The organism is Rhodococcus sp. JG-3 (assembly GCF_000482405.1).
GTDB classification, from domain to species: Bacteria; Actinomycetota; Actinomycetes; order Mycobacteriales; family Mycobacteriaceae; genus Rhodococcoides; species Rhodococcoides fascians.
The window spans coordinates 321,907-342,801 of the sequence record NZ_KI519398.1; the positions used below are offsets into that span (position 1 = coordinate 321,907).

Annotated in this window: 18 protein-coding genes; 6 read left to right on the top strand and 12 right to left on the bottom strand. The window is 65.5% G+C overall.

Annotated elements, in window-relative coordinates; genetic code table 11:
* Positions 1-14: 14 nt before the first annotated feature.
* A complete protein-coding gene (locus K414_RS0102755) occupies positions 15-1,067 on the bottom strand; it encodes an alpha/beta fold hydrolase (protein ID WP_051364903.1) in 1,053 nt (350 codons plus the stop codon).
* 342 nt (positions 1,068-1,409) lie between these two features.
* On the opposite strand from K414_RS0102755, the gene mihF reads away from it, so the two are divergent.
* From mihF to K414_RS0102775, 4 genes are all read left to right on the top strand, one after another.
* Complete coding sequence (gene mihF / locus K414_RS0102760) at positions 1,410-1,724, top strand: integration host factor, actinobacterial type (RefSeq protein WP_008712632.1); 315 nt, start codon at positions 1,410-1,412, stop codon at positions 1,722-1,724.
* An 82-nt stretch (positions 1,725-1,806) separates the two neighbouring features.
* Positions 1,807-2,289 (top strand): cation:proton antiporter regulatory subunit, encoded by a 483-nt coding sequence (locus K414_RS0102765; RefSeq protein ID WP_027494547.1) that lies wholly within the window; start codon positions 1,807-1,809, stop codon positions 2,287-2,289.
* A gap of 19 nt (positions 2,290-2,308) precedes the next feature.
* Positions 2,309-3,481 carry a cation:proton antiporter gene (locus tag K414_RS0102770; RefSeq protein WP_027494548.1) on the top strand — a complete coding sequence of 391 codons (1,173 nt, stop codon included), beginning with the start codon at positions 2,309-2,311 and terminating at the stop codon, positions 3,479-3,481.
* A gap of 13 nt (positions 3,482-3,494) precedes the next feature.
* On the top strand, positions 3,495-4,151 hold the full coding sequence (locus K414_RS0102775) for a GntR family transcriptional regulator (RefSeq protein ID WP_027494549.1): 657 nt from the start codon (positions 3,495-3,497) through the stop codon (positions 4,149-4,151).
* Between the two features lie 61 nt (positions 4,152-4,212).
* On the opposite strand, the gene K414_RS0102780 is transcribed toward K414_RS0102775, so the two are convergent.
* Together K414_RS0102780 and K414_RS0102785 are read right to left on the bottom strand one after the other, a co-directional pair.
* Positions 4,213-6,348, bottom strand: coding sequence for a 3-hydroxyacyl-CoA dehydrogenase NAD-binding domain-containing protein (locus K414_RS0102780; RefSeq protein WP_027494550.1), 2,136 nt, complete (start codon positions 6,346-6,348; stop codon positions 4,213-4,215).
* Positions 6,349-6,357: 9 nt separating this feature from the next.
* Entirely contained in the window at positions 6,358-7,569 is a 1,212-nt protein-coding gene (locus K414_RS0102785) for an acetyl-CoA C-acetyltransferase (protein WP_027494551.1), read from the bottom strand.
* Between the two features lie 233 nt (positions 7,570-7,802).
* Here K414_RS0102785 and K414_RS0102790 point away from each other — a divergent pair, with 233 nt between their 5' ends.
* Positions 7,803-8,045, top strand: a complete 243-nt coding sequence (locus tag K414_RS0102790) for a hypothetical protein (protein ID WP_027494552.1) — start codon at positions 7,803-7,805, stop codon at positions 8,043-8,045.
* 3 nt (positions 8,046-8,048) lie between these two features.
* On the opposite strand, the gene K414_RS0102795 is transcribed toward K414_RS0102790, so the two are convergent.
* The 9 genes from K414_RS0102795 to K414_RS0102840 form a co-directional block, all read right to left on the bottom strand.
* The gene (locus tag K414_RS0102795; protein ID WP_027494553.1) at positions 8,049-10,430 is read right to left on the bottom strand and encodes a DNA polymerase III subunit gamma and tau; all 2,382 of its coding nucleotides are present in this window, start codon (positions 10,428-10,430) and stop codon (positions 8,049-8,051) included.
* 128 nt (positions 10,431-10,558) lie between these two features.
* Entirely contained in the window at positions 10,559-12,952 is a 2,394-nt protein-coding gene (locus K414_RS0102800; protein WP_152530348.1) for a helicase-associated domain-containing protein, read from the bottom strand.
* A gap of 53 nt (positions 12,953-13,005) precedes the next feature.
* A complete protein-coding gene (locus K414_RS0102805; protein ID WP_027494555.1) occupies positions 13,006-13,581 on the bottom strand; it encodes an HhH-GPD-type base excision DNA repair protein in 576 nt (191 codons plus the stop codon).
* 163 nt (positions 13,582-13,744) lie between these two features.
* Positions 13,745-14,179, bottom strand: coding sequence for a hypothetical protein (locus K414_RS0102810; protein WP_027494556.1), 435 nt, complete (start codon positions 14,177-14,179; stop codon positions 13,745-13,747).
* Positions 14,180-14,184: 5 nt separating this feature from the next.
* Positions 14,185-15,411, bottom strand: a complete 1,227-nt coding sequence (locus K414_RS0102815; protein ID WP_152530349.1) for a hypothetical protein — start codon at positions 15,409-15,411, stop codon at positions 14,185-14,187.
* 34 nt (positions 15,412-15,445) lie between these two features.
* Positions 15,446-16,249, bottom strand: coding sequence for a transglutaminase family protein (locus K414_RS0102820; RefSeq protein ID WP_027494558.1), 804 nt, complete (start codon positions 16,247-16,249; stop codon positions 15,446-15,448).
* A 37-nt stretch (positions 16,250-16,286) separates the two neighbouring features.
* Positions 16,287-16,940 (bottom strand): phosphate signaling complex protein PhoU, encoded by a 654-nt coding sequence (gene phoU, locus K414_RS0102825; protein WP_027494559.1) that lies wholly within the window; start codon positions 16,938-16,940, stop codon positions 16,287-16,289.
* A 221-nt stretch (positions 16,941-17,161) separates the two neighbouring features.
* Positions 17,162-18,418 (bottom strand): lipase family protein, encoded by a 1,257-nt coding sequence (locus tag K414_RS0102835; RefSeq protein WP_037219672.1) that lies wholly within the window; start codon positions 18,416-18,418, stop codon positions 17,162-17,164.
* Positions 18,419-18,579: 161 nt separating this feature from the next.
* The gene (locus K414_RS0102840) at positions 18,580-19,251 is read right to left on the bottom strand and encodes a TetR/AcrR family transcriptional regulator (RefSeq protein ID WP_027494561.1); all 672 of its coding nucleotides are present in this window, start codon (positions 19,249-19,251) and stop codon (positions 18,580-18,582) included.
* Positions 19,252-19,356: 105 nt separating this feature from the next.
* On the opposite strand from K414_RS0102840, the gene K414_RS0102845 reads away from it, so the two are divergent.
* The gene (locus K414_RS0102845; RefSeq protein ID WP_027494562.1) at positions 19,357-20,874 is read left to right on the top strand and encodes an MFS transporter; all 1,518 of its coding nucleotides are present in this window, start codon (positions 19,357-19,359) and stop codon (positions 20,872-20,874) included.
* Positions 20,875-20,895: the final 21 nt, after the last annotated feature.

A 20,895-nucleotide genomic window follows, 5' to 3' on the forward strand; every position in this document is an offset into this window, starting at 1 on the left:
GCGCACTCGACGGGTCAGAGTCCGTCCACCCACCGGCCGAACGCATCGCGAAACTCCCCCGAGAGCGGCAGCGGTGCCAAGGCGGTGTTCGGATCGGCGGGCAGCGGGCCGAGCTCGCCCAGCATGTGCGAGCTGTTGGCGAAGTGCGCGAAGTGGAGATCGGTGTGGCCCAGGGCCACTCGCACGTTCTCGACCTGGCCGCAGGACACGTTCAGGTCCTTGTCCGAGCAGGTCAGGAACGAGGAGTACGAGTCCGGTAGCGCGGCAGCCAGATCCGCCGGGTCCGTGGCATCCGCTTCCCGCAGGAAGGTGGCGCTCTGCCGCAGTCTCAGACCGTCAACTATCGGGTCGGGCTCCGCGGACAGCGGTCGTCCCGCGCGAATATCGGCGACGGCCTGGGCGAAGCGATCCCGCGACGACGCGGCCTGCTCCTCGGTGAACTGGCCGACCGCCACGGCCTCGCCGATGTTGCGATCGACCTGCGCGGTCAGCAGATCCAGGTAGCGGATGGACAACGGCTCGAGCAGGCCGACATGGGTGAACGCCGCGCTGTCGGCATCAGCAAGGCGCAGTGCCGTCAGTGCACCCTCGCTGTGCCCGATCACCGTCGTGCGATCCGCCCCGACTCCGGTGCGCTGCTGCAGGAACGCCAGTGCGTCGGCCGCATTGTCGACCTGCGCATCGAAGCCCGGAGGATTGTTCGGATCCATCCCGGCCAGTCCGGTGCGGCCGCTCCCGAACTTGTCGAAACGCAGGCTCGCAATACCGCGTCGGGACAACTCGTCGGCGACGTATGCAGTCGTGTTCAGGTGCAGATCACCCGAGTTCCCGTTGCGATCGGTCGGCCCGCTGCCCGGCAGCACCAATGCCACGCCGCGGGTGTCGCCGACCGGCATGCGAAGGCTGCCGTAGAAGGTGATGCCACCGGACTCGAAGCTGACCTCCGAATCGAGCGCGTCGTCGGGTGACCACGGAACGTTGATCGGAGCAGCGGCCGCGGTACCCGCGCCGACGAGCAGGAGCATCGACGCGGCCAGTCCGGCCAGCAGTCCTCGGGTGCGCATCATGCCGCCAGAATAACAATCCGACCGACCGTTCGGATATGGGTACGCTGCCCGTACCCGCGGCACGGCACTCGACGTCGCCCATCGAAAAACGCACGCGACCGCTCCCGACCGGGCCGGCTCGAGGCGTCGAACACCCAGCACACACCGACTCCGGAAGGCCGAAGTGCTGGTCGGGGCACACCCCGAATCGGATAGGACGTAGCCTGGCGAGGGAGGTTCGGTGGTTCGACCGTGAATGACACCCGTGTTGTTCGGTTAGATTGGAAGAGCCACCAGGCACGATGCAAGAGGGTCGAGACCTGTCAACGAGCGACGGGTCACCACAATCGAGGAGAACAGGCCATGGCTTTACCAGTATTGACACCGGAACAGCGCACCGCGGCGCTGGCCAAGGCGGCCGAGGCACGCACTGCGCGGTCGAAGCTGCTCGCATCCGTCAAGTCCGGCGAACTGAGCGTCGCTGACGTCCTCGCCAAGGCGGAGAACGACGAGATCGTCAAGAAGACCAAGGTGTCCGCGCTGATCAAGGCCCTGCCGGGCGTTGGATCCGTGCGCGCCGCACAGCTGCTCGAGCAGCTGTCCATCGCAGATACGCGCCGCATCGGCGGCCTCGGCGCAAACCAGCGCGAAGCGCTGCTCGCTGCCGTCGCATCCTGATTCACATTTTCACGGGTCGTTCCTGCAGGCTCCACTCCTGATCCTGCGATAACGCGTTGCCTGCAGGGCTAGCATTTCGACCATGAACGTCGAAGTGACCCTGCTGCCCGGAATCGGGGTGCGGAAAGATTTTGCCCTCGCTTCCGGGCGCCGCATCGGCGTCATCACCCGCAAGGACGGCGCGAACGAGTTGATCGTTTCGCGCAAGGACGACCCCGATGCGACGCAGGCGTCCATCACCCTGAGCAATGAGGAAGCGGCGGCCCTGGGCAATCTGCTCGGGTCGCCGCAACTCATTGCTCAGCTCGGGGAAGAGCATCGCGATCTCCCCGGAATCAACACTCGTCAGCTCCCCATTCGCGCGAATTCACGGTTCGTCAGCCGCACACTCGGTGACACCGCCATGCGCACCAAGACCGGAGTATCCGTCGTCGCTGTCATGCGCGCCGGCCAGGTACAACCGTCACCCACCCCCGACTTCACGCTCGCCGCAGGTGACCTGCTGGTCGCTGTCGGCACCGCGGACGGACTGGACGCAGCAGCCAAGTTGCTCGGCAATGCCTGAGATCAGTCGGGGCTGACCCGTGGCCGAGAGCGCGCTCGCCCTCACCGAGCTGGGTGCCGTGTTCTTCGTTCTCGGACTTCTCGCTCGTCTCGCCGGCCGGATCGGCGTCTCCCCCATCCCGTTCTACCTGCTCGGCGGACTGGCCTTCGGAAACGGCGGATTCGTCAACCTCGGCGGCATCGACGAGTTCAGCGAGATCGCCAGCGAAATCGGCGTCATCCTGCTGTTGCTGCTGCTCGGCCTCGAATACACCGCAACCGAGCTCGTCACCGGCCTGCGTCGATCGTGGATGGCGGGTCTGGTCGACATCGTCCTCAACTTCGCGCCCGGTGCCGTCGTCGCGCTGCTGCTCGGCTGGGGCGGAGTCGGGGCGCTCGTGATGGGCGGCGTCACGTACATCTCGTCGTCGGGCATCATCGCCAAAGTTCTCACCGATCTGGGCCGTCTGGGAAACCGTGAAACCCCGGTCGTGCTGTCGATCCTGGTGTTCGAAGACCTCGCGATGGCCATCTACCTCCCGATCCTCACCGCCGTCCTGAGCGGAGTCAGCTTCCTCGGCGGACTCGAAGCCCTCGGCATCTCACTGTTCGTCATCACCTTCGTGTTGGTCGTCGCGCTGAAATACGGCAGATTCGTCTCGGCGATCGTCGACAGTCCCGACCGAGAAATCGTGCTCCTCAAGGTGCTGGGATCCGCCCTGCTGGTGGCCGGCATCGCGTCGGAACTGCAGGTCTCGGCGGCCGTCGGCGCGTTCCTGTTGGGAATCGCGATCTCCGGCTCGACGGCCGACAACGCGACCCGCGTCCTCGAACCCCTACGCGACCTGTTCGCCGCGATGTTCTTCGTCGTGTTCGGCCTGGGCACCGACCCGTCGACCATCCCGCCCGTGCTGGGGTGGGCCGTCGTCCTCGCCGTCACCACCGCCGCGACCAAGATCGCGACGGGCTGGTGGGCGGCAGGTCGGCAGGGAATCGGCAGGCCGGGACGACTGCGCGCCGGTGCGGCTCTGGTGGCGCGCGGAGAGTTCTCCATCGTCATCGCCGGACTGGCCGTCGCCGCGGGAGCTGTCGAAGGCGAACTGGCAGCCCTGGCGACCGCATACGTGCTGCTGATGGCCATCCTGGGGCCGATTGCTGCCCGCGTCGTCGAACCCGTCGCGAAGGTTGTGCTCCGGACCAAGCCCGCGGTGTGATTGGCTTTTCGACATGGCAGACAAGCGGACGGCTCTGAGGCGACGGCCGCAGTTGTCCGAGGAAGTCGCCAGCCACGTCCGGCACCTGGTGATGTCCGGAGAGGTGAGTCCGGGAGACTTCATCCGGCTCGACGAGACCGCAGCCCAGCTGGGCGTCAGCGTCACCCCTGTGCGTGAGGCGCTACTGACCTTGCGTGGTGAGGGCATCGTCGAGCTCGTCCCCCACCGCGGCTATGTGGTGTCTGCGCTGACGCCGAGCGACATAGTCGACATCTTCTGGCTGCAGGGGCAGATCGCGGTCGAACTGGTACGCCGGGCGGCACCGAAGATCACCGAGATTGAACTCGACAGGCTCGCCGAGCTCACCGCTGCCCTGTCGGTCGCCGTCGAGAATGGCCGGGCCGAGGATGTCGAGAACATCGAGTTCGAGTTCCATCGTGTGCTGAACCGTCTGGCCGAGTCGTCCAAGTTGGCGTGGTTTCTCAACAACGCCACCCGCTACACCCCGACCCGTCTCTACGCCACCGACCGCGACTGGGGCCGAGCAGCCGTGCGCAATCACGAGGATCTAATCGCGGCCCTGGTTCGAAACGACATCGACGCCGCCTGCGAATTGATGAAGCAACAATTCACAGACGGCGCCGAGAGGTTGATCGCGCATCGCGGGTGAGAGCGCTACGCGCATGTGAGTGGAAACTCGTAGCCTGCTACGCGTTTCCACTCACATGGGGTCAGCGCAGCGAGGCCGGAACCTGGAAGCGCTCGCCGTACTTCTTGGCCAATTCGTCCGCGCGAGCGACGAATCCGGCCTGACCACCCGGGTAGCCGACGACGTACTGGTGCACGCCACCCGTCCACGCCGGGAAGCCGATGCCGAAGATCGAGCCGATGTTGGCGTCGGCGGTGGTGTTCAGGACACCCTCGTCGAAGCACTTCTGCGTCTCGATGGCCTCGATGAACAGCATGCGTTCCTTGAGGTCCTCGAACGGGATGTCCGCCGAACCCGACTTGAACGCATCACGCAGTCCGGGCCACAGGCCGGCGCGCTTGCCGCCTTCGTACTCGTAGAAGCCCGCACCCTTGGCCTTCGACGGACGCTCGAACTCGTCGACCATCTTGTCGATGACCTCGCCGGCCGGATCCTCGGGAGGGGTTCCACCGGCAGCCTTGATGGCGTCGTAGGTTTCCTTGCGGATCTTCTGCATCAGGTTGAGCGTGAGCTCGTCCGAAAGCTGCAGCGGCGCAGCCGGGTAACCGGCCTGCAGACCGGCCTGCTCGATGGTCGACGGCTCGACGCCCTCGCCCAACATCGCGATGGCCTCGTTGATGAACGTACCGATCACGCGAGAGGTGAAGAATCCACGACTGTCGTTGACGACGATCGGGGTCTTCTTGATGAGCTGCACGAGGTCGAATGCCTTGGCCAAGGCTGCATCCGACGTCTTCTCGCCGCGGATGATCTCCACCAGCGGCATCTTGTCGACGGGTGAGAAGAAGTGGATGCCGATGAAGTCTTCCTGACGCTTGATGCCCTGAGCGAGGCTCGTGATGGGCAGCGTCGAGGTGTTGGAACCGAGCAGCGCCGTCGGATCGACGAGGTCCTCGACCTCCTGGAAGACCTTCTGCTTCAACTCTTCCGACTCGAAGACGGCCTCGATGACGAGGTCGGCACCTTCGACGTCCTTGGCATCGGCGGTCGGGTGGATGCGTGCGAGCAGAGCGTCCGACTTCTCCTGGGTGGTCTTGCCACGCGAGAGTGCCTTGGCCTCGATGGCCTCGGAGTACGCCTTGCCCTTCTGCGCCGACTCGATCGCAACGTCCTTGAGCACCACGTCGATTCCGGCCTTGGCACACACGTACGCGATGCCCGCGCCCATCATGCCTGCGCCGAGAACCGCGACCTTGGTGAAGGTGGTCTTCTCGATGCCGTCGGGACGAGACTTACCGGCGTTGATCGCCTGCAGGTCGAAGAAGAACGCCTGAATCATGTTCTTGGACACCAGACCGGTGACCAATTCGGTGAAGTACCGCGACTCGATGGTGCACGCATTGTCGAAGTCGACCTGTGCACCCTCCACTGCCGCAGCGAGAATCGCGCGCGGAGCCGGCATCGGTGCGCCCTTGATCTGCTTGCGCAGATTGGACGGGAAAGCAGGCAGGATCTGCGCGAGCTTCGGGTTCGACGGCGTGCCGCCGGGGATCTTGTAACCCTTGACGTCCCACGGTGCGACGCCACCCTCGGGGTTGGCCTTGATCCATGCCTTGGCGGTGGGCACCAATTCGTCGATGCTGCCGACCAATTCGTGAACCAGACCGATTTCGAGAGCCTTGGCCGGACGGAACCGAGTGCCCTGAGCGAGGACCGTCATGAAGCCGGTCTGAATGCCGAGCAGCCGGGTGATGCGGGCAACGCCGCCGCCGCCGGGCAGGAGACCGAGCGAGACCTCGGGCAGACCGATCTGCACGCCGGGAACATCGGCCGCGATGCGGTGATGCGTGGCGAGCGCGATCTCGAGTCCGCCGCCGAGTGCCGCGCCGTTGATGGCGGACACGACCGGCTTACCGAGCTTCTCGAGCCGACGCAGCTGTCCCTTGACTTCCTGGACCTCGTCGAACACCCGCTGGGCGTCCTCGGGCTTGGCTTCGATGAGGGTGTGCAGATCGCCGCCGGCGAAAAACGTCTTCTTGGCGGAGGTCAGCACGACTCCGGTGATGCTGTCCTTCTCGGCCTCGAGGCGGTCGACCGTCGCGCCCATCGAGTCCTTGTACAGCTGGTTCATCGTGTTGGCGCCCTGGTTGGGGTCGTCCATCGTCAGAACGACGATGCCGTCGGCGTCCTGGTCCCACTGAATCATGTTGTCAGACATCGTTCTACCTCAGACTCGCTCGATGATGGTGGCAACGCCCATGCCGCCGCCGATGCACAGGGTGATCAAGGCGTACCGGCCGCCGCGGCGCTCGAGCTCGTCGAGCACGGTGCCGGTGATCATGGCTCCGGTGGCACCGAGCGGGTGGCCCATGGCGATGGCGCCGCCGTTGACGTTGAGCTTCTCGTTCGGGATCTTCAGATCCTTCTGGAAACGCAGCACCACGGAAGCGAAAGCCTCGTTGAGCTCGAACAGATCGATGTCGTCGACGGTCAGTCCCGCGGTGGCGAGAACCTTCTTCGACGCCGGGGTCGGTCCGGTCAACATGATGGTCGTGTCGGCACCACTGGTGGCCGTCGCGACGATGCGGGCGCGCGGGACCATGTTCAGGTCCTTGCCCGCCTGCTCGCTGCCGACGAGGACGAGGGCTGCGCCGTCGACGATGCCGGAGCTGTTGCCGCCGGTGTGGACGTGATCGATCTTCTCGATCCAGTGGTACTTCTGCAGCGCCACGTCGTCGAATCCGCCCATGGCCGCGATACCGGTGAACGCCGGGTTCAGCTTGCCGAGCGACTCGACGGTGCTGCCCGGACGCATGTGCTCGTCCTGATCGAGGATCAGCAGACCGTTCTGGTCGGTGACCGGAACGACGGACTTGGCGAAGTAACCACCGGACCACGCCGCTGCGGCGCGCTCCTGGGACTGGACGGCATACGCGTCGACGTCCTCGCGGGTGAATCCTTCGATGGTGGCGATCAGGTCGGCACCGATGCCCTGCGGGGCGAAGTAGGTGTCGTAGTTGGTGGCCGGGTCCATGGCCCATGCGCCGCCGTCACTGCCCATCGGCACGCGAGACATCGACTCGACGCCGCCCGCGACAACCAGTTCGTCCCAGCCCGAGCGCACCTTCTGCGCGGCCAGGTTGACGGCCTCGAGGCCCGACGCGCAGAAGCGGTTGAGCTGGAAGCCGCCGACGGTGTCGGGCATCTTGGCTGCGAGCACGGCCGTGCGGGCGATGTCGGCACCCTGATCTCCGACGGGCGAGACCACGCCCAGGATGAGGTCGGAGATTCGGTTCTCGTCCATGTCGGGGAAACGTCGACGAAGCTCGTCGATCAGCCCGGTCACCAAGGAAATCGGCTTCACCGAATGCAGGGAGCCGTTCTTTCCTTTACCTCGGGGAGTCCTGATGGCCTCGTAAATGAATGCCTCTGTAGTCACAGCGCGCAGTTCCTTCCACATACTCGATCTTGTCGCGATCGCCGTGCCGGCCGATCGCGTCGGTGCGAGGCCATGACAGACCTCAGCTCATGCCACAGTAAGTTGGCATACCGATCCGACATAAGGACCGAAACGAGCGTTTCGCATGACCCACGATGCGGTTCAGGTTTGAACGACCCCGTCATGGGAAATTACGATGCGTCAGATCGACCGAAGGCGAAAGAAGACCGACCATGGAAACCGACAACGAACCGACCGTGGGCGCTCGCGTCAAGGTACGCACTCGCAACGACGACAAGTCCGGAGCCGACAGTTCCGGATCCGACGCCTACGAGACCGGCGCGATCGTCGACGACTTCGGAGTCCAAGCGACCGACAGCACCTCGCGGGACTGGGCCGTCGCCAAGCGATGGGCCGTCGCCCTCGACAGCGGCCGACTGGTATTCGTCGACACCGACGATCTCACGCTCGCCTGAGCCTCAGATCTCCTTGAGCGGTACCGCTCCGAGTTCGCTCACCAGCAGCTCCATGGCGACCGTTTCCGGGTCCCGACGAACCGACGGGTCCGCGGGTTCGGCCGCGGCCTTGAGCAGTTCTTCCTCGTCCTCCGGTGTCTCCGGAGGCGGCGGACCTACCGGCTCGGGATCATCGGGATAGTCCGGGGCCTCGGGCATCGGAATATCTGCGTCCGATCCATCGCCCGCTGAACCGAAACCGTCCGACGTCGGACGGGGAGCCCCTGCCTGGCTCGGCCTCGAGAACTTCGGCAGCGACGCGGGTTTCGCTGCCGGTTCATCTTTTTTTGCTGATGACGGTTCCGGTGGTGCCGCAGCACCCACCAGACAGACCACCGACCATTCGACGCCGAACACGTCACGCAACGCGTCCCGAATGACGTCGGCGTTGCGGGGTTCTTCGAGACGCTTCGCGAGCGGTGCCGAATCGTGGCCCAGAGTGATGGTGCCGTTCTCGACGGTGCGTACCGACGCACCGGACAACATCACCTCGACGGTTCTGCTTCGCTCTCGTACCTTGGTTCGCACCTCGGACCACACCGCGCGGACGGCCGCCGCATCGGGCTCGTTGGAGGCAGCCGCGGGTGCCGCGACAGGCTCGGGTTCGGATTCGTACACCGGCTCGGGTTCCGGGCCGTACTCGTCCTCGGGCTCCGGCGGAAAATCCTCGTGAGAGAGCGATGGTTCCGAATGCTGTTGCGCTGCAGCGGAAGTCGTGACCGGTGCGGGCGCGGGTTCCGGTTCGGGGGTTGGAGCTGGCTCGGGTGTCGGGACCGGCTCGGGTGTCGGAGCCGGTTCGGGCTCGGGTGTCGGGACCGGTTCGGGTGTTGGAGCCGGTTCGGGGGTCGGAGCCGATTCGGGTGTGGGAGCCGGTTCGGGTGCGGGAGCCGGTTCGGGGGCTGCAGGCTCGGGTGTGGGAGCGGGCTCGGGGGCTGCAGGCTCTGGCACCGGAGACGGTTCCGGGACCGCCATGGGTTCGGGTGCCGCGACAGGCGCAGGCGCTGGTGTCGGAGCGGGGGTTGGCGCCAGAGCGGGGGCGGCCTCGGCAGCCGGCTGTCGCTGGGACGGTCGCTGGAATTTGTTCACCGGGGGCGGGCCGGAGGGTGCAGGCTCTTCGGTCGCGGGCAGCTGTGGTCGTGCCGGGTCTGCGGCTGCCTGTGCCACTGCGGCCTGTTCGCCGGCAGGAAGGGTGACGTCCAGGCGACGTTCGACGCGTTCGAGCCTCTGCAACACAGCCGATTCCGCATCGGAGGCCGACGGCAGGAGCATCCGTGCGCACATCACTTCGAGCAGCAGACGCGGCGCGGTGGCCCCTCGCATTTCGCCGAGGCCCGAGTGGACGATCTCGGCGTAGCGAGTCAGGGTCGCCGAGCCGAGCAGGTCCGCCTCGTCGCGGAGTCGTTCGAGGACGTCGCCCGGCACGTCGACCAGGCCACGTTCACCGGCGTCGGGTACGGCCTTCATGAGGATCAGGTCTCGCATGCGATCGAGGAGGTCGATCGCGAAGCGACGTGGGTCGTGGCCCGCGTCCATCACCTTGTCGACGGTGCCGAACAGTGCGCCACCGTCTCCCGCGGCCAGGGCGTCGACGGCCTCGTCGATCAGCGCGACGTCGGTGACGCCGAGCAGTGACAGAGCTCGCGGGTAGGTGACGCCTTCCGGTCCGGCTCCGGCCAGCAACTGGTCCATGACCGACAGCGAGTCACGCGGAGAACCGCCACCCGCGCGGATGACGAGTGGATAGACCGCGTCCTCGACCGGGACCTGTTCCTGACCACAGATCTTCTCGAGCAGGCCGCGCATCGTCGACGGCGCGAGCAGTCGGAACGGGTAGTGGTGGGTTCGCGAGCGGATGGTGGGGAGCACCTTCTCGGGCTCGGTGGTCGCGAAGATGAAGACCAGGTGCTCCGGCGGTTCCTCGACGACCTTGAGTAGCGCGTTGAAGCCGGCCGGGGTGACCATGTGCGCCTCGTCGATGATGAAGATGACGTAGCGCGACTCGGCCGGGGCGTACACGGCTTTGTCTCGAAGGTCGCGTGCATCGTCGACGCCACCGTGGCTGGCTGCGTCCATCTCGACGACGTCGAAGTTGCCGGGCCCGCCCGGTGCCAGTGCGACGCAGGAGTTGCACACACCGCAGGGGGTGGAGGTCGGTCCTTCGGCGCAGTTCAGCGATCGGGCGAGGATGCGCGCCGAGGACGTCTTTCCGCAGCCACGAGGGCCTGAGAAGAGATAGGCGTGGTTGATTCTGTTGGAATCGAGCGCCACGCTGATCGGTTCGGTGACGTGCTCCTGACCGACGACTTCGGCGAACGTCGCAGGACGGTACTTCCGGTAGAGGGCCACGCCCGAAAGGGTACCGGCGACCGACGACAGAGTTGCATCGCGCGTCGGTGTGCGCGGTGGAACCATTGGCTCAGTTGCATCGCGCGTCGGTGTGCGCGGTGGAACCCACGGCTCGGTTGCATCGTGCATCAGTGTGGACCGACGGACACCGCTCTGATGTTCATGATCGCGAAGCTTTCCCGGGCGCCGGTGGACGTCGACAGCGCGAGTAGCCAGTTGCCGTCCTGCAGCGCGTCCGAGATCGCGTGCCGCACGATTGCGCCTTTGGAGTTCTGATAGTCGATCGAGACGGGCGCGCCGCGCGCTGCGGCGTCGGTCAGCGCGTCGAGCTCCCGTGGCAGCAGTCTGCTGTGCCTGCTGAGTGCGGAGCGCACCCGCGCGTCGTCGACGGTGCCGGGGTCGCCTGTCTGCAGCAGCTGTGCCAGCTCGCGTGATTCGCGTCGAGCCGGTGCTGCGGGTGCGCTCGGGTGCGGGGTGCGGGTGGTGTTGGCGCGGACCTTGGTCGCGCTGTCCAGCTCGAGCCGGCCGGTGTCGGAATGTCGCACCGGGGAGTATCCGTGCCTGCGCAGCACCGCGAGAGTGTCGATGGGTGTGGCAGAACTGATCAGGACTGTCGGCGCGAGCCGCTGGAACTTCAGCACCGCCAATGCCTCGTCCGTCTCGATGTTCGTCAGCAGTACGACGTCCTCGGAGACGATGGCGCACGGGATCTTGCGCACGGCCAGTGCGCCGTAGGTGCGCCAACAGTCTCGAATCGTGTAGGCCAGGGCTTGGGGAACATCGGTGTCGGCCATCTCGGCGAGGGCGTCGATCAACTCCTCCCCGGTACCGCCGGTGTCGAAGAACCTGCGGATCGTCGCCGGCGTGAACCGCCAGACCGACGCCACTTCCCTCGACTCCGGTTGCGCGGCCGCACCGAGTATCGACGCCACCTCGGTGCTCGGCGGCCCGGTGACCACTGCGGTCGAATCGGGCAACAGGCGCACCGAGAACGGCACCCATTCGGCCATATCTTGTAGCTGCGTTGCCAGCGCGGAGGCGATCTGGCGCGGATCGCCGTCTCGGCCCACTCGGAAGTCCGTCAGGGTGGCGCACAGATCTGTCGGTGCGCCGTCGACCAGAACTCCGAGGCGGGTGGCCTCGGCCCAGAGTGCGCGCACGTGGCCAGGCCCGGCGCTCGTCGAGACGACCGGAATATGCCAGTCGAGGTAGCGGGCGAATTCGTCGGGATCGGACAACACCGGCGTCGGGCTGTCGGATCCGCCGAGGCGCAGAAGAGCCGCCAAGGCAGTCGAACGCACGTCTGCGGCTGCGGGATCGTCGAGCATCTTCTTGAGTACCGGCGAGGTCTTCTGGGAGGATCTCGGCACCCGATGGGTCGGCGTGAAGGGCGAGCACCACCACGCCGCCAGCAATGCTGCCGCCTGCTCGGATCGCGAGCTCGTCGACCATGTTTCGTACGTCGAGGTCAATGCGATACCGGTCTTTCCCCGGTCGGCGAGCAAACCGGCTTCGCGCGCCAGCATCAGCATCAGCGCGGTGTGATGCTCGTCGGCGAATCCCAGACGAGCAGTCAGCGCACGGAGCTCTTTGGCGCTGAGGCCACCGGTCTTCATCATTGCCAGGCCATCGGTGTCGATTGCCGTCAACAACGCCTGCGTGTGCTCACAGAACTGCAGCAAGGCTATGGAGCGGGCGCGCTGCGAGTCATCCTGTGAGAGAGCATGATTGGCGAATTCCGGCGGCCTCAGCTCGATGGGCAATCGCCACCCGTCTCCTCGCAACGCGATGCTCACTTCCAACGGCATCTCGACGCGATGCCCGTCCGATCGGTACAGCAATCCGCGCTCGAAGGCGGCGGTACCTGCGGTCGGCGGCACGTCGAAGATTAACGACGCCGGTTGTCCATCGACGAAGCGAGACAACATCTCTCGCATCTCGGGCGGGCCGTCGTCGAACAAGGCTCGGATACGTTCGGGGGTCATCGCGGCCGCGACGGCGTCGGCGCGTTCGGCTCGATCGAGCGAGGAGTCGACTCCAAGGCGGGTCAACAAAGCAAGTCGGTCCTGCTCGACGGCGCAGTGCAAGAACAACTTTCGCTGCCTACGGGCAAGACCGAATGGGTGCGAGAACACGCCGGACAGATCGACGGGGCGGTACTCGACCGCGTCCGAGCCCTCTGCCGTGTGCGGCCAGATCAGGCCGTAGGCCATCAGCGTGTTCAGGGCCGTATCGATATGCGCCGTCTCGTTCGAGATTCCCTCGCCCGTCCAGTGGCCGATCTCGGCGCGGCTGAGATCCTCCATGAGCGCGAACAACTCGAGCAGGTCGAGCGCACCTCTGTCGAGTTTTCGAGGTAACGCCGCCACCCGCCAAGGCGAGCCGAGCAGTTGCGCGAGCAACCCGAACGAGCGGGGTGGCGGGTCGGTTGCCACGTCCGGTCGACGTCGCAGCAGATCCGTCAGTGCGTCCTCGTCGAGCGAGGCCAGCCACCCCTCGTACGTCCCGATCGTCTCGGTCATCTCGTCCCCCCGGTGCAAGTTCTGCCACAACGTACCGACGGGCACCGACAGACTTATTTGTTCTTGGCTGCCGCTTTCGCTGCCTTCTTGAATTCGCGTACCTCGAGCAGGGACTTCTCGTCGACGACATCGGCGATGGATCGACGTGCACCCTCGTCGCCGTACGCTCCGGCAGCCTTTCGCCACCCGTCGGGCGTCACGCCCATCTGCTTGCCGAGCAGCGCGAGGAAGATGCGCGCCTTCTGGTCGCCATAGCCGGGAAGTGCTTTGAGACGCTTCAGAACCTCGGCACCGTCGGGGTCGTCGCGGGTCCAGATTTCCTGCGGCTTGCCGTCGTAGTTCTCGACGAGAAATGCGGCGAGTCCCTGGATGCGCTTGGCCATCGAGCCGGGAAAACGATGCACGGCCGGGGTCTGCGCGCACAATGCGGCGAAGTCGTCCGGATCGGCGTCGGCGACGGTATCGACTTTCAGATCACCGAGGCGGTCGACGAGCTTCTTCGGCCCGGCGAAGGCGGATTCCATCGGCACCTGCTGATCGAGAAGCATGCCGATCAAGAGCGCGAACGGATCCTCGGCGAGCAATGCATCGGCCTCCGGATCGCCGACGAGGTTCAGAGTGCGAGACATGGCCTCGATCCTGCCATGCGTCATCTACAGCGGATGACGATTGCTCCCGCAGGCCGGTTCAGTGGCGCGCGAGGCGGCAGTGACAAGCCCGCGGATTCCCTCGAGAACCCGCCCAATCAAACCGATACAGTTCGCCGTGCAGGCCGGCGGACACGTCAGGAGCTCACGACCGCGCACGGCCGGCGCGTCGCCCGAGAGCAGACAGTCTCACTACGACGACAGTCAGTGCGACCACCGCACAGGTCACGGCTGGATACACGATCATCGTTGTTACCCAGCCAGTGTGCTCGACGATCACGGTGCCGGTATCGGAGTCGCGGCCGACGCATTCTCGACCGAGAGGCCACCACGTCTGCCGGTCCTCGACGGGAAACGGCTCCACCTCGTAATCCGGCGGCCGGTACCCGAAATACTCGGGAAAGGCTTCGCGACAACCTGATTGGTTTGCCCACCGATAGCTGAACGCCCAAATGGTCAGGAAAGCAATGCCGAGGGGAAGCCACACCAGCGCGACGGCGGCCTTGCAGAGACCGTCACGTGAACGAACAGCCGCAGTCGATAGCACCACCACGATCATGAATCCGGCAATGAAGATCACGATTCTCAGTCGACCGAACCGGCTACAGCCAGCGCGATTGCCTGCAGAAGTGGTCGGTCGACACTGGTTGCGCGAGCCGCAATCTGCACGTCCACGCGGGTGCCCGACGGTTTGACCAACGTGACGTCCTCGATCGGATCACCGTCGAGAGTCATTGCACTCGCGCCTGGGTTGTCGTCGCGGAATTGCGATCCGTCAGGCAATGTCAGCGCACCCCAGGGGTTTTCGGAGGGCTCGTAGTCCGCGTCGATCACTCTGATCGTCAGGGTGCCGTCGCCGACCATCACGGCTCCGCACGCTCCGGCCGATCCCGACGGGGAGGTTCGCATCGAGCCCAGCGGTCTGTCGAGTTCGATTGGAAGCTGGGCCGCTCGCCAGAACTCGTCCAGAGACGCGTTGAGGCGATCGACGGACTGAGACGAGAACTGCCCTGCGCCCTCGGAATTGGTGTCGCATGAAATCGGGAGCGGAGGCGTGTCGATCGGAACCGGTGTGGACCACAGCAACTCCGGCCGCAGCGCTATCGAGCGCAACTCCTCGATCGACAGTGGCACGGTACCGGTGGTCTCGAAATCGGCGTTTTGGTCGGATGATGACGCGACGACGACGGAACCATCGGGTGCGTACACGCGCGCGAAGTTGGTATGGGAGCGGTCTCCGTCGAATTCGTCCCAGGTGTCCCGCGTGTCGACGACAGTTCCGTCGGAGAGTGTTTCGCGAGCATCGAGCCAGCCGGCCTGGCAGGGCTTCGGACCGTCGTCGACGCGGGTGACGTTGACCGTCAGCGAACCTTCGACACCGTCGCGTGTGACCACCGCGTCCGCGGAGGTGCCGGGGTCGTATGCCGCGTCCGCGCTGGCTACCGGCTGGAAGACCAGCGGATCACCGCCGGGCGAGAACGACGAACCGGCAACGAGGGAAACCTGCGAGGGGAGAGCGCCGCGCACTGCGATCGACATTGCGTGCGCCTTCTTCGACGTCAGCCAAGGGTAAGCGGGATTGTCGTAGTTCTCCTGGCCTGATGTGAATACACCGTAGAACTGCTCTTCCTCGGGCGGCTCCACGGATTCGCACCCCGGAATGTCCACAGGGTATTCGACAGGCTCACTGACATATCCTGACTGCCCCATCGGCTGGTGGGTGAGACCTGCGGCAACGACACCGACGGCTACGACCACGCCGACGACGATCGCATCGGTCCACACACCACCACGCCGCAACGACATTCGCACGGGCCGCAGCCTAACGCGCCTCGAAGCGACCGGATCAGGTGATCGACACCAATTGGGTGATGTCGTCGAAGGGCAGCGGCCCATCCACGACGGCTCCGACGACAGCGCTGTTGAGGATGATCGATCCGCCGTGATTGTCGAGGAATGCGGTATCGGCTGCGTCGCGTCCGGTTGCGATACGCACCAGGGTCGATCGCGGCGCGAGGCAGGTGGCGTCGACCACTCGCCATTGTCCTTCGACGAAGGCTTCGGCAACTGCGTGGAAGTCCATCGGATCGCAGCCCGGCGCGTACACGGCCACGAGTCGAGCGGGCACGTTCACTGCGCGGAGCAGTGCGACGACGAGGTGGGTGTAGTCGCGGCACACCCCGGCGCCGGCGAGGAGGGTGTCGACGGCGCCGTCGATGGGGTCACTGCTGCCGGGAACGTAGCTCAGCCGGGCTCCCACCCAGGACGACACCTCGGCGAGCAGCTTCTCCGACGGGGGGTACGAGCCGAATTCCGTTGCCGCGAAACCGAAGAACTTGTCTGCCTCGGCGTAGCGGCTCGGCCGCAGATACAGCGACAGGTCGTAATCGGACACCGGTGCCGGATCGGTGTTGCCGTAGATCGTCGCCGAGTACGACGCTTCGAGCTTGCCGACGCCGGCGTGCAGCTTGTGGATGCGGGTGCCGTGCGCGCCACTGATTTCCTGCGCTTCGACGGGCTGGCCGTCGAGTGTGAACGAGAGTGCTTCCCACACTTCGGTTCCTGGATGCGGCGCGATCGCGATCTGGAACTCGAGGGTGCTGGCCTCGGTCACATCGACATCGAGGTACGCGGAGACGTCACGTTTCATCGTGCCGATCCTGCCATCTCCGAGGGGTTCTCGCAGACTAAGACTCGTCGGTGGGGCGCGCTCCGGTCACCAGGAAGATGACCCGTTTCGCGACCTCGACGGTGTGGTCGGAATACCGCTCGTAGAAGCGGCCGAGCAACGTGATGTCGACGGCGGCCGGTACACCGTGCGGCCAGTCGGGCGCGGAGGTCAACATGAACAGGCTGCGGTGCAGTGCGTCCATCTCCTCGTCCTGCGTTCGCAGACTCGCGGCGAGTTCGGCGTCCCGCGTCTCGAGCACCCGTTGGGTCGCCTCCGCTTGAGCGATGGCTACCCGACCCATCTCGGTGAACACGCCCTCGACCTCGGGCGGCAGCACATGCGCGGGGTGACGGCGGCGGGCCAGCTCGGCGATGTGCACCGCGAGTCCACCCATGCGCTGGAGGTCGGCCACGATGTTGATCCCGGATACAACACGGCGCAGATCGTGAGCAACCGGCGACTGTCGAGCGAGGAAAGCGAAGGCCTCGTGTTCCCATTCGACGGCGAGAGTGTCGATCTCTTCGCGGTACTCGATCGTCTGCTCGGCGAGCACGATGTCGGCGGTGAGGAGCGCGCGCGTGGCGTCAGCCATCGCTCGTTCCGCAATTCTCGACATTTCGGACAGCTCCGACGCCAACGTGTCGAGCGCCTCCGTGTAACTGTCCCGCATGTTCACTCACCCCAACCGCTCGACAGCCCAACCTCAGGGCATTGCAGGGCAGTACCCTGCTGCGCATCCTTCTACACCCTCACACCGCTGTGGGCTCGTTGGAGAACTCGACGGTGTGACGTCGGTCATGCCTGCTGAACACGAATCGATGGCCGACATGGGAGGGAACGCCGAACGGCCCGCGCTCGGTGAGCGCGGGCCGTTCGATCATCGGTTGCCGATCAGCAATTCGACGGGGCGGGCACTCCGTAGAAGCGATCCTTGATCCAGCTCTGAGCTTCGCCGAGACCGAGGATGTCCGGGATCAGATGCCCGGCACCGGAACCCGGCACGATAGCCGGGACCTGCGCGGAACTGAGCTGCACTGTTGCACCCTTGCCGCACCAGTCGCCTGCCAGTTCGACGGCCTGACCGTGGGGCACGATGTCGTCGGAGGTACCGGACTGGATCAGTACCGGGGCATTCGGCGTACGCTCACCGATCTTGTTCTTGGCCAGGATTTCCTGCGCGACGGGCAACCTGTCCAGCACGACCGACAACGGCTCGCCGGTCTTGGTGTACTCGGTGGTGCGGTGCAGCCCGACGTTCAGAATCGTCTCTCCGACACACTGATTCGCGACCAGGTTGAGCATGGCCTTTCCTGCGTCGTTGATGTTCTCGTCGACGATCGGCTGCAGACCGGGGTCGGAATTGAGCAGGCCGTTGAGGGTGTAGCCGATCACGCCGGTGAGGATGGTGCCGTCGACCTGTTCGAGGGTCGCCTTCAGATCCGCGGGAGGTGCTCCTGCGTAGGTGCCGACCAGATCGAGTTCCGGGGCGTATTCATCGGCGATCTCGGCCGCCGCTGCGGCAGCTCCGCCGCCCTGCGAGTAGCCGTAGGCCGCGACCGGGCCGTCGCCGGAGATCTTGGTGCCCTGCAGCTGCTGAGCTGCGCGGGCCGCGTCGAGCACTGCATGAGCCTCGGACGCGCGGTTCACATAGGTGTGCGCGCCCGGCGTGCCGAGACCCTCGTAATCGGTGATCACGACGCCATAGCCCTGGGAGAGAAGCGAATACGCGGCCAGTACCTCGTACTCGACCATGAATCCGAGCGGCGGGGTGTAGGTGATGACGTTGTTGAGCATCTTCGACGGCGCGCACTGATCGCCCTGCCCCTGCGTTCCCGGTGCCAACACCACGAGCGGGCGCGGCCCCGGACCGGTCCACGGCGCGGCCGGGTCGATGTAGGTACCCGTGACTGCGTTGGCGTCGTCGTTGGAATCGGTGCTGCGGTACATGATTCGGGTTGCCTCACCCGGCAGGGTGCCGCCGATGCCCGGCACCGACAGCGCGAGATGCGAAGGCTCGGAACGAATCACGTCGCCCGCCGCGCCTGCAGGCAGCGGGCTCGGCGGAATGTAGAAGTCGGATTCGACGGTCGAACCCGTCGACGGTGCTGCCGACACGGCCGGCGCAGTCACCCCCATGAACACTGCCATCACTGCCACGGCCGAACCGAAGACACGCGTCGAACGCAAATCGAACCCCCAACGTCTGAACACCTGCTGCCAGGTGTGCGCTACCCCGCGTAGCACTTACCGTGACGCACCTTACGTGACGGCGCACACAACGTACAGACCGAAGTTGGACGAATCACCAGTCAGCGGCGGCGACCGTGCATGGCCGCCTTCGCCGTATCCACTTCGTCGTCGGTGAAGGGACGTCCGGGGAGATCCGATCGGGGTACCGAATCACCGCGCAGGCCGTCGAGCAGCACCGTGAAGTACCGACGCCAGTTCGCGGGATCGACATGACTGGAGAATTCGACGGTCGAGCCGATCATCCCCAGCACCGGATAGAAGTCGGTGACGGCCACATCGGGACGCAGCTGACCGGATTCGAGGGCGCGATCAACGATTTTCGCGAAGAACGGATCGATCCGTCGGCGCATCTCCGCGATGCCGCGGCACCCCTCGTCCGACCCGAGGACCACATCACCGAGGCCGCGGTCGGACGCCATTTCCTCGCATACGTCCGAGAGAAAGCCCACCAACCCACTCCAGGGATCTTCCGCTTCGAGGGCGCGTTCGGCACTGGCGAGCATTCCTTCGAGGCGCTGCTCGAAGACGCCGTCGATGAGCTCTTCCTTGCACGAGAAGCGGCGATAGACGGTGCCGACGCCCACCTTGGCGTGCGCGGCGACGTCGTCGAGCGTGATGTCGATACCGCGGGAAGCGAACAGCTCGCGAGCCGCGTCCACGATGCGGCGTCGGTTGCGTTCGGCATCCGCCCGTAGGGGCTTCGATGCCGTTGTGTCCGCTCTCACACTCATTCGATGTCCGTTTCACCCGATAAGCGGAGGACATTCCTCCACTTAGCTGCTACCTTTGCCCTACAACCGGAGGATACACCTCCGCATAGTCGAACCGAGGACACCATGACCACCCTTTCATCGGAGAACGTGGACGGCTCAACGTCGACCACGACGCCGGCGGACGAGCGTGCGCACCGGAATCGCTGGTTGATTCTCGCCACTCTTGGACTGGCCCAGCTCATGGTCGTGCTCGACGCGACCATCGTGAACATCGCACTCCCCGCCGCCCAGCTCGATCTTGGCTTCGACAACGCCGACCGCTCCTGGGTCGTCACCGCCTACGCACTCGCGTTCGGCAGCCTGTTGCTCCTCGGTGGACGCCTGAGCGACCTCTTCGGTCGACGTAACACCTTCCTCATCGGCCTCGTCGGCTTCGCGCTGATGTCGGCAGTGGGCGGCGCGGCCGTCAACTTCGGCATGCTCGTCGCAGCCCGCGCCGGTCAGGGCGTCTTCGGCGCACTGCTGGCACCCGCGGCTCTGTCACTGCTGGCCACCACCTTCACCGACACCAAGGAACGCGCCAAGGCCTTCGGCATCTTCGGTGCCATCGCCGGCGGCGGCGGTGCACTGGGTCTACTGCTCGGCGGCATGCTCACCGAGTGGGCAAACTGGCGCTGGAGCCTGTACGTCAACCTGATCTTCGCTGCGCTCGCCTTCGTCGGAGCCTTCCTGTTCCTGGCCAAGCACAAGGTCGACGTCCGGCCCAAGCTCGATATCCCCGGAACGATCGCCGTCTCCGCCGCGCTGTTCTCGATCGTCTACGGCTTCGCGCACGCCGAATCCGACGGCTGGAGCAACCCCGTCACCCTCGGATTCCTGGCGGCAGGTGTCGTTCTTCTCGCCGTCTTCGTGACCATCCAGAATCGCGTCGAACACCCTCTGCTGCCGCTGCGCATCGTTCTGGACCGCACCCGGGCCGGATCATTCCTCGCGGTGTTCGTCACCGGCGCAGGCATGTTCGCGGTGTTCCTGTTCTTGACCTACTACCTGCAGAGCACGCTGAAGTACACCCCGATCACCACCGGGTTCGCGTTCATGCCGATGATCGCGTCGCTGATCCTCACCGCGACACTGTCGACGGCACTGATCCTCCCCCGGTTCGGGCCGCGGATCCTGATGACGACCGGCCTTGTCGTCGCGTCGATCGGAATGGGACTGCTCACCCAGATCGATCTGGACAGCAGCTACGTCACGCACATCCTGCCCGGCCTGATCATCATGGGCCTCGGCCTCGGTGCCACCATGGCACCGGCCATGCAGGGCGCAATCTCCGGCGTCGCTCCGGACGACTCCGGCGTCGCGTCAGCAACGGTGAACACCATGCAGCAGGTGGGCGGCTCGATCGGTACCGCACTGCTGAGCACCGTGGCAGCCAACGCCGCGACCAGCTACGTCAGCACCAACATGGCAACGGCAACCGATGCGGCTCTGCTGCAGGCCAATGCCGAGATCGCCAGCTACACGACCACCTTCTGGTGGGCGTCGGGCATCTTCCTGCTCGGCGCGGTGCTCTCGGCCACGCTCCTGAAGAAGGGGCCGTTGCCCTCGGCCCCCGAAGGTGCGGTTGTCGTCGGGCACTGAGAGCGGCTTCGCCGCATGTGA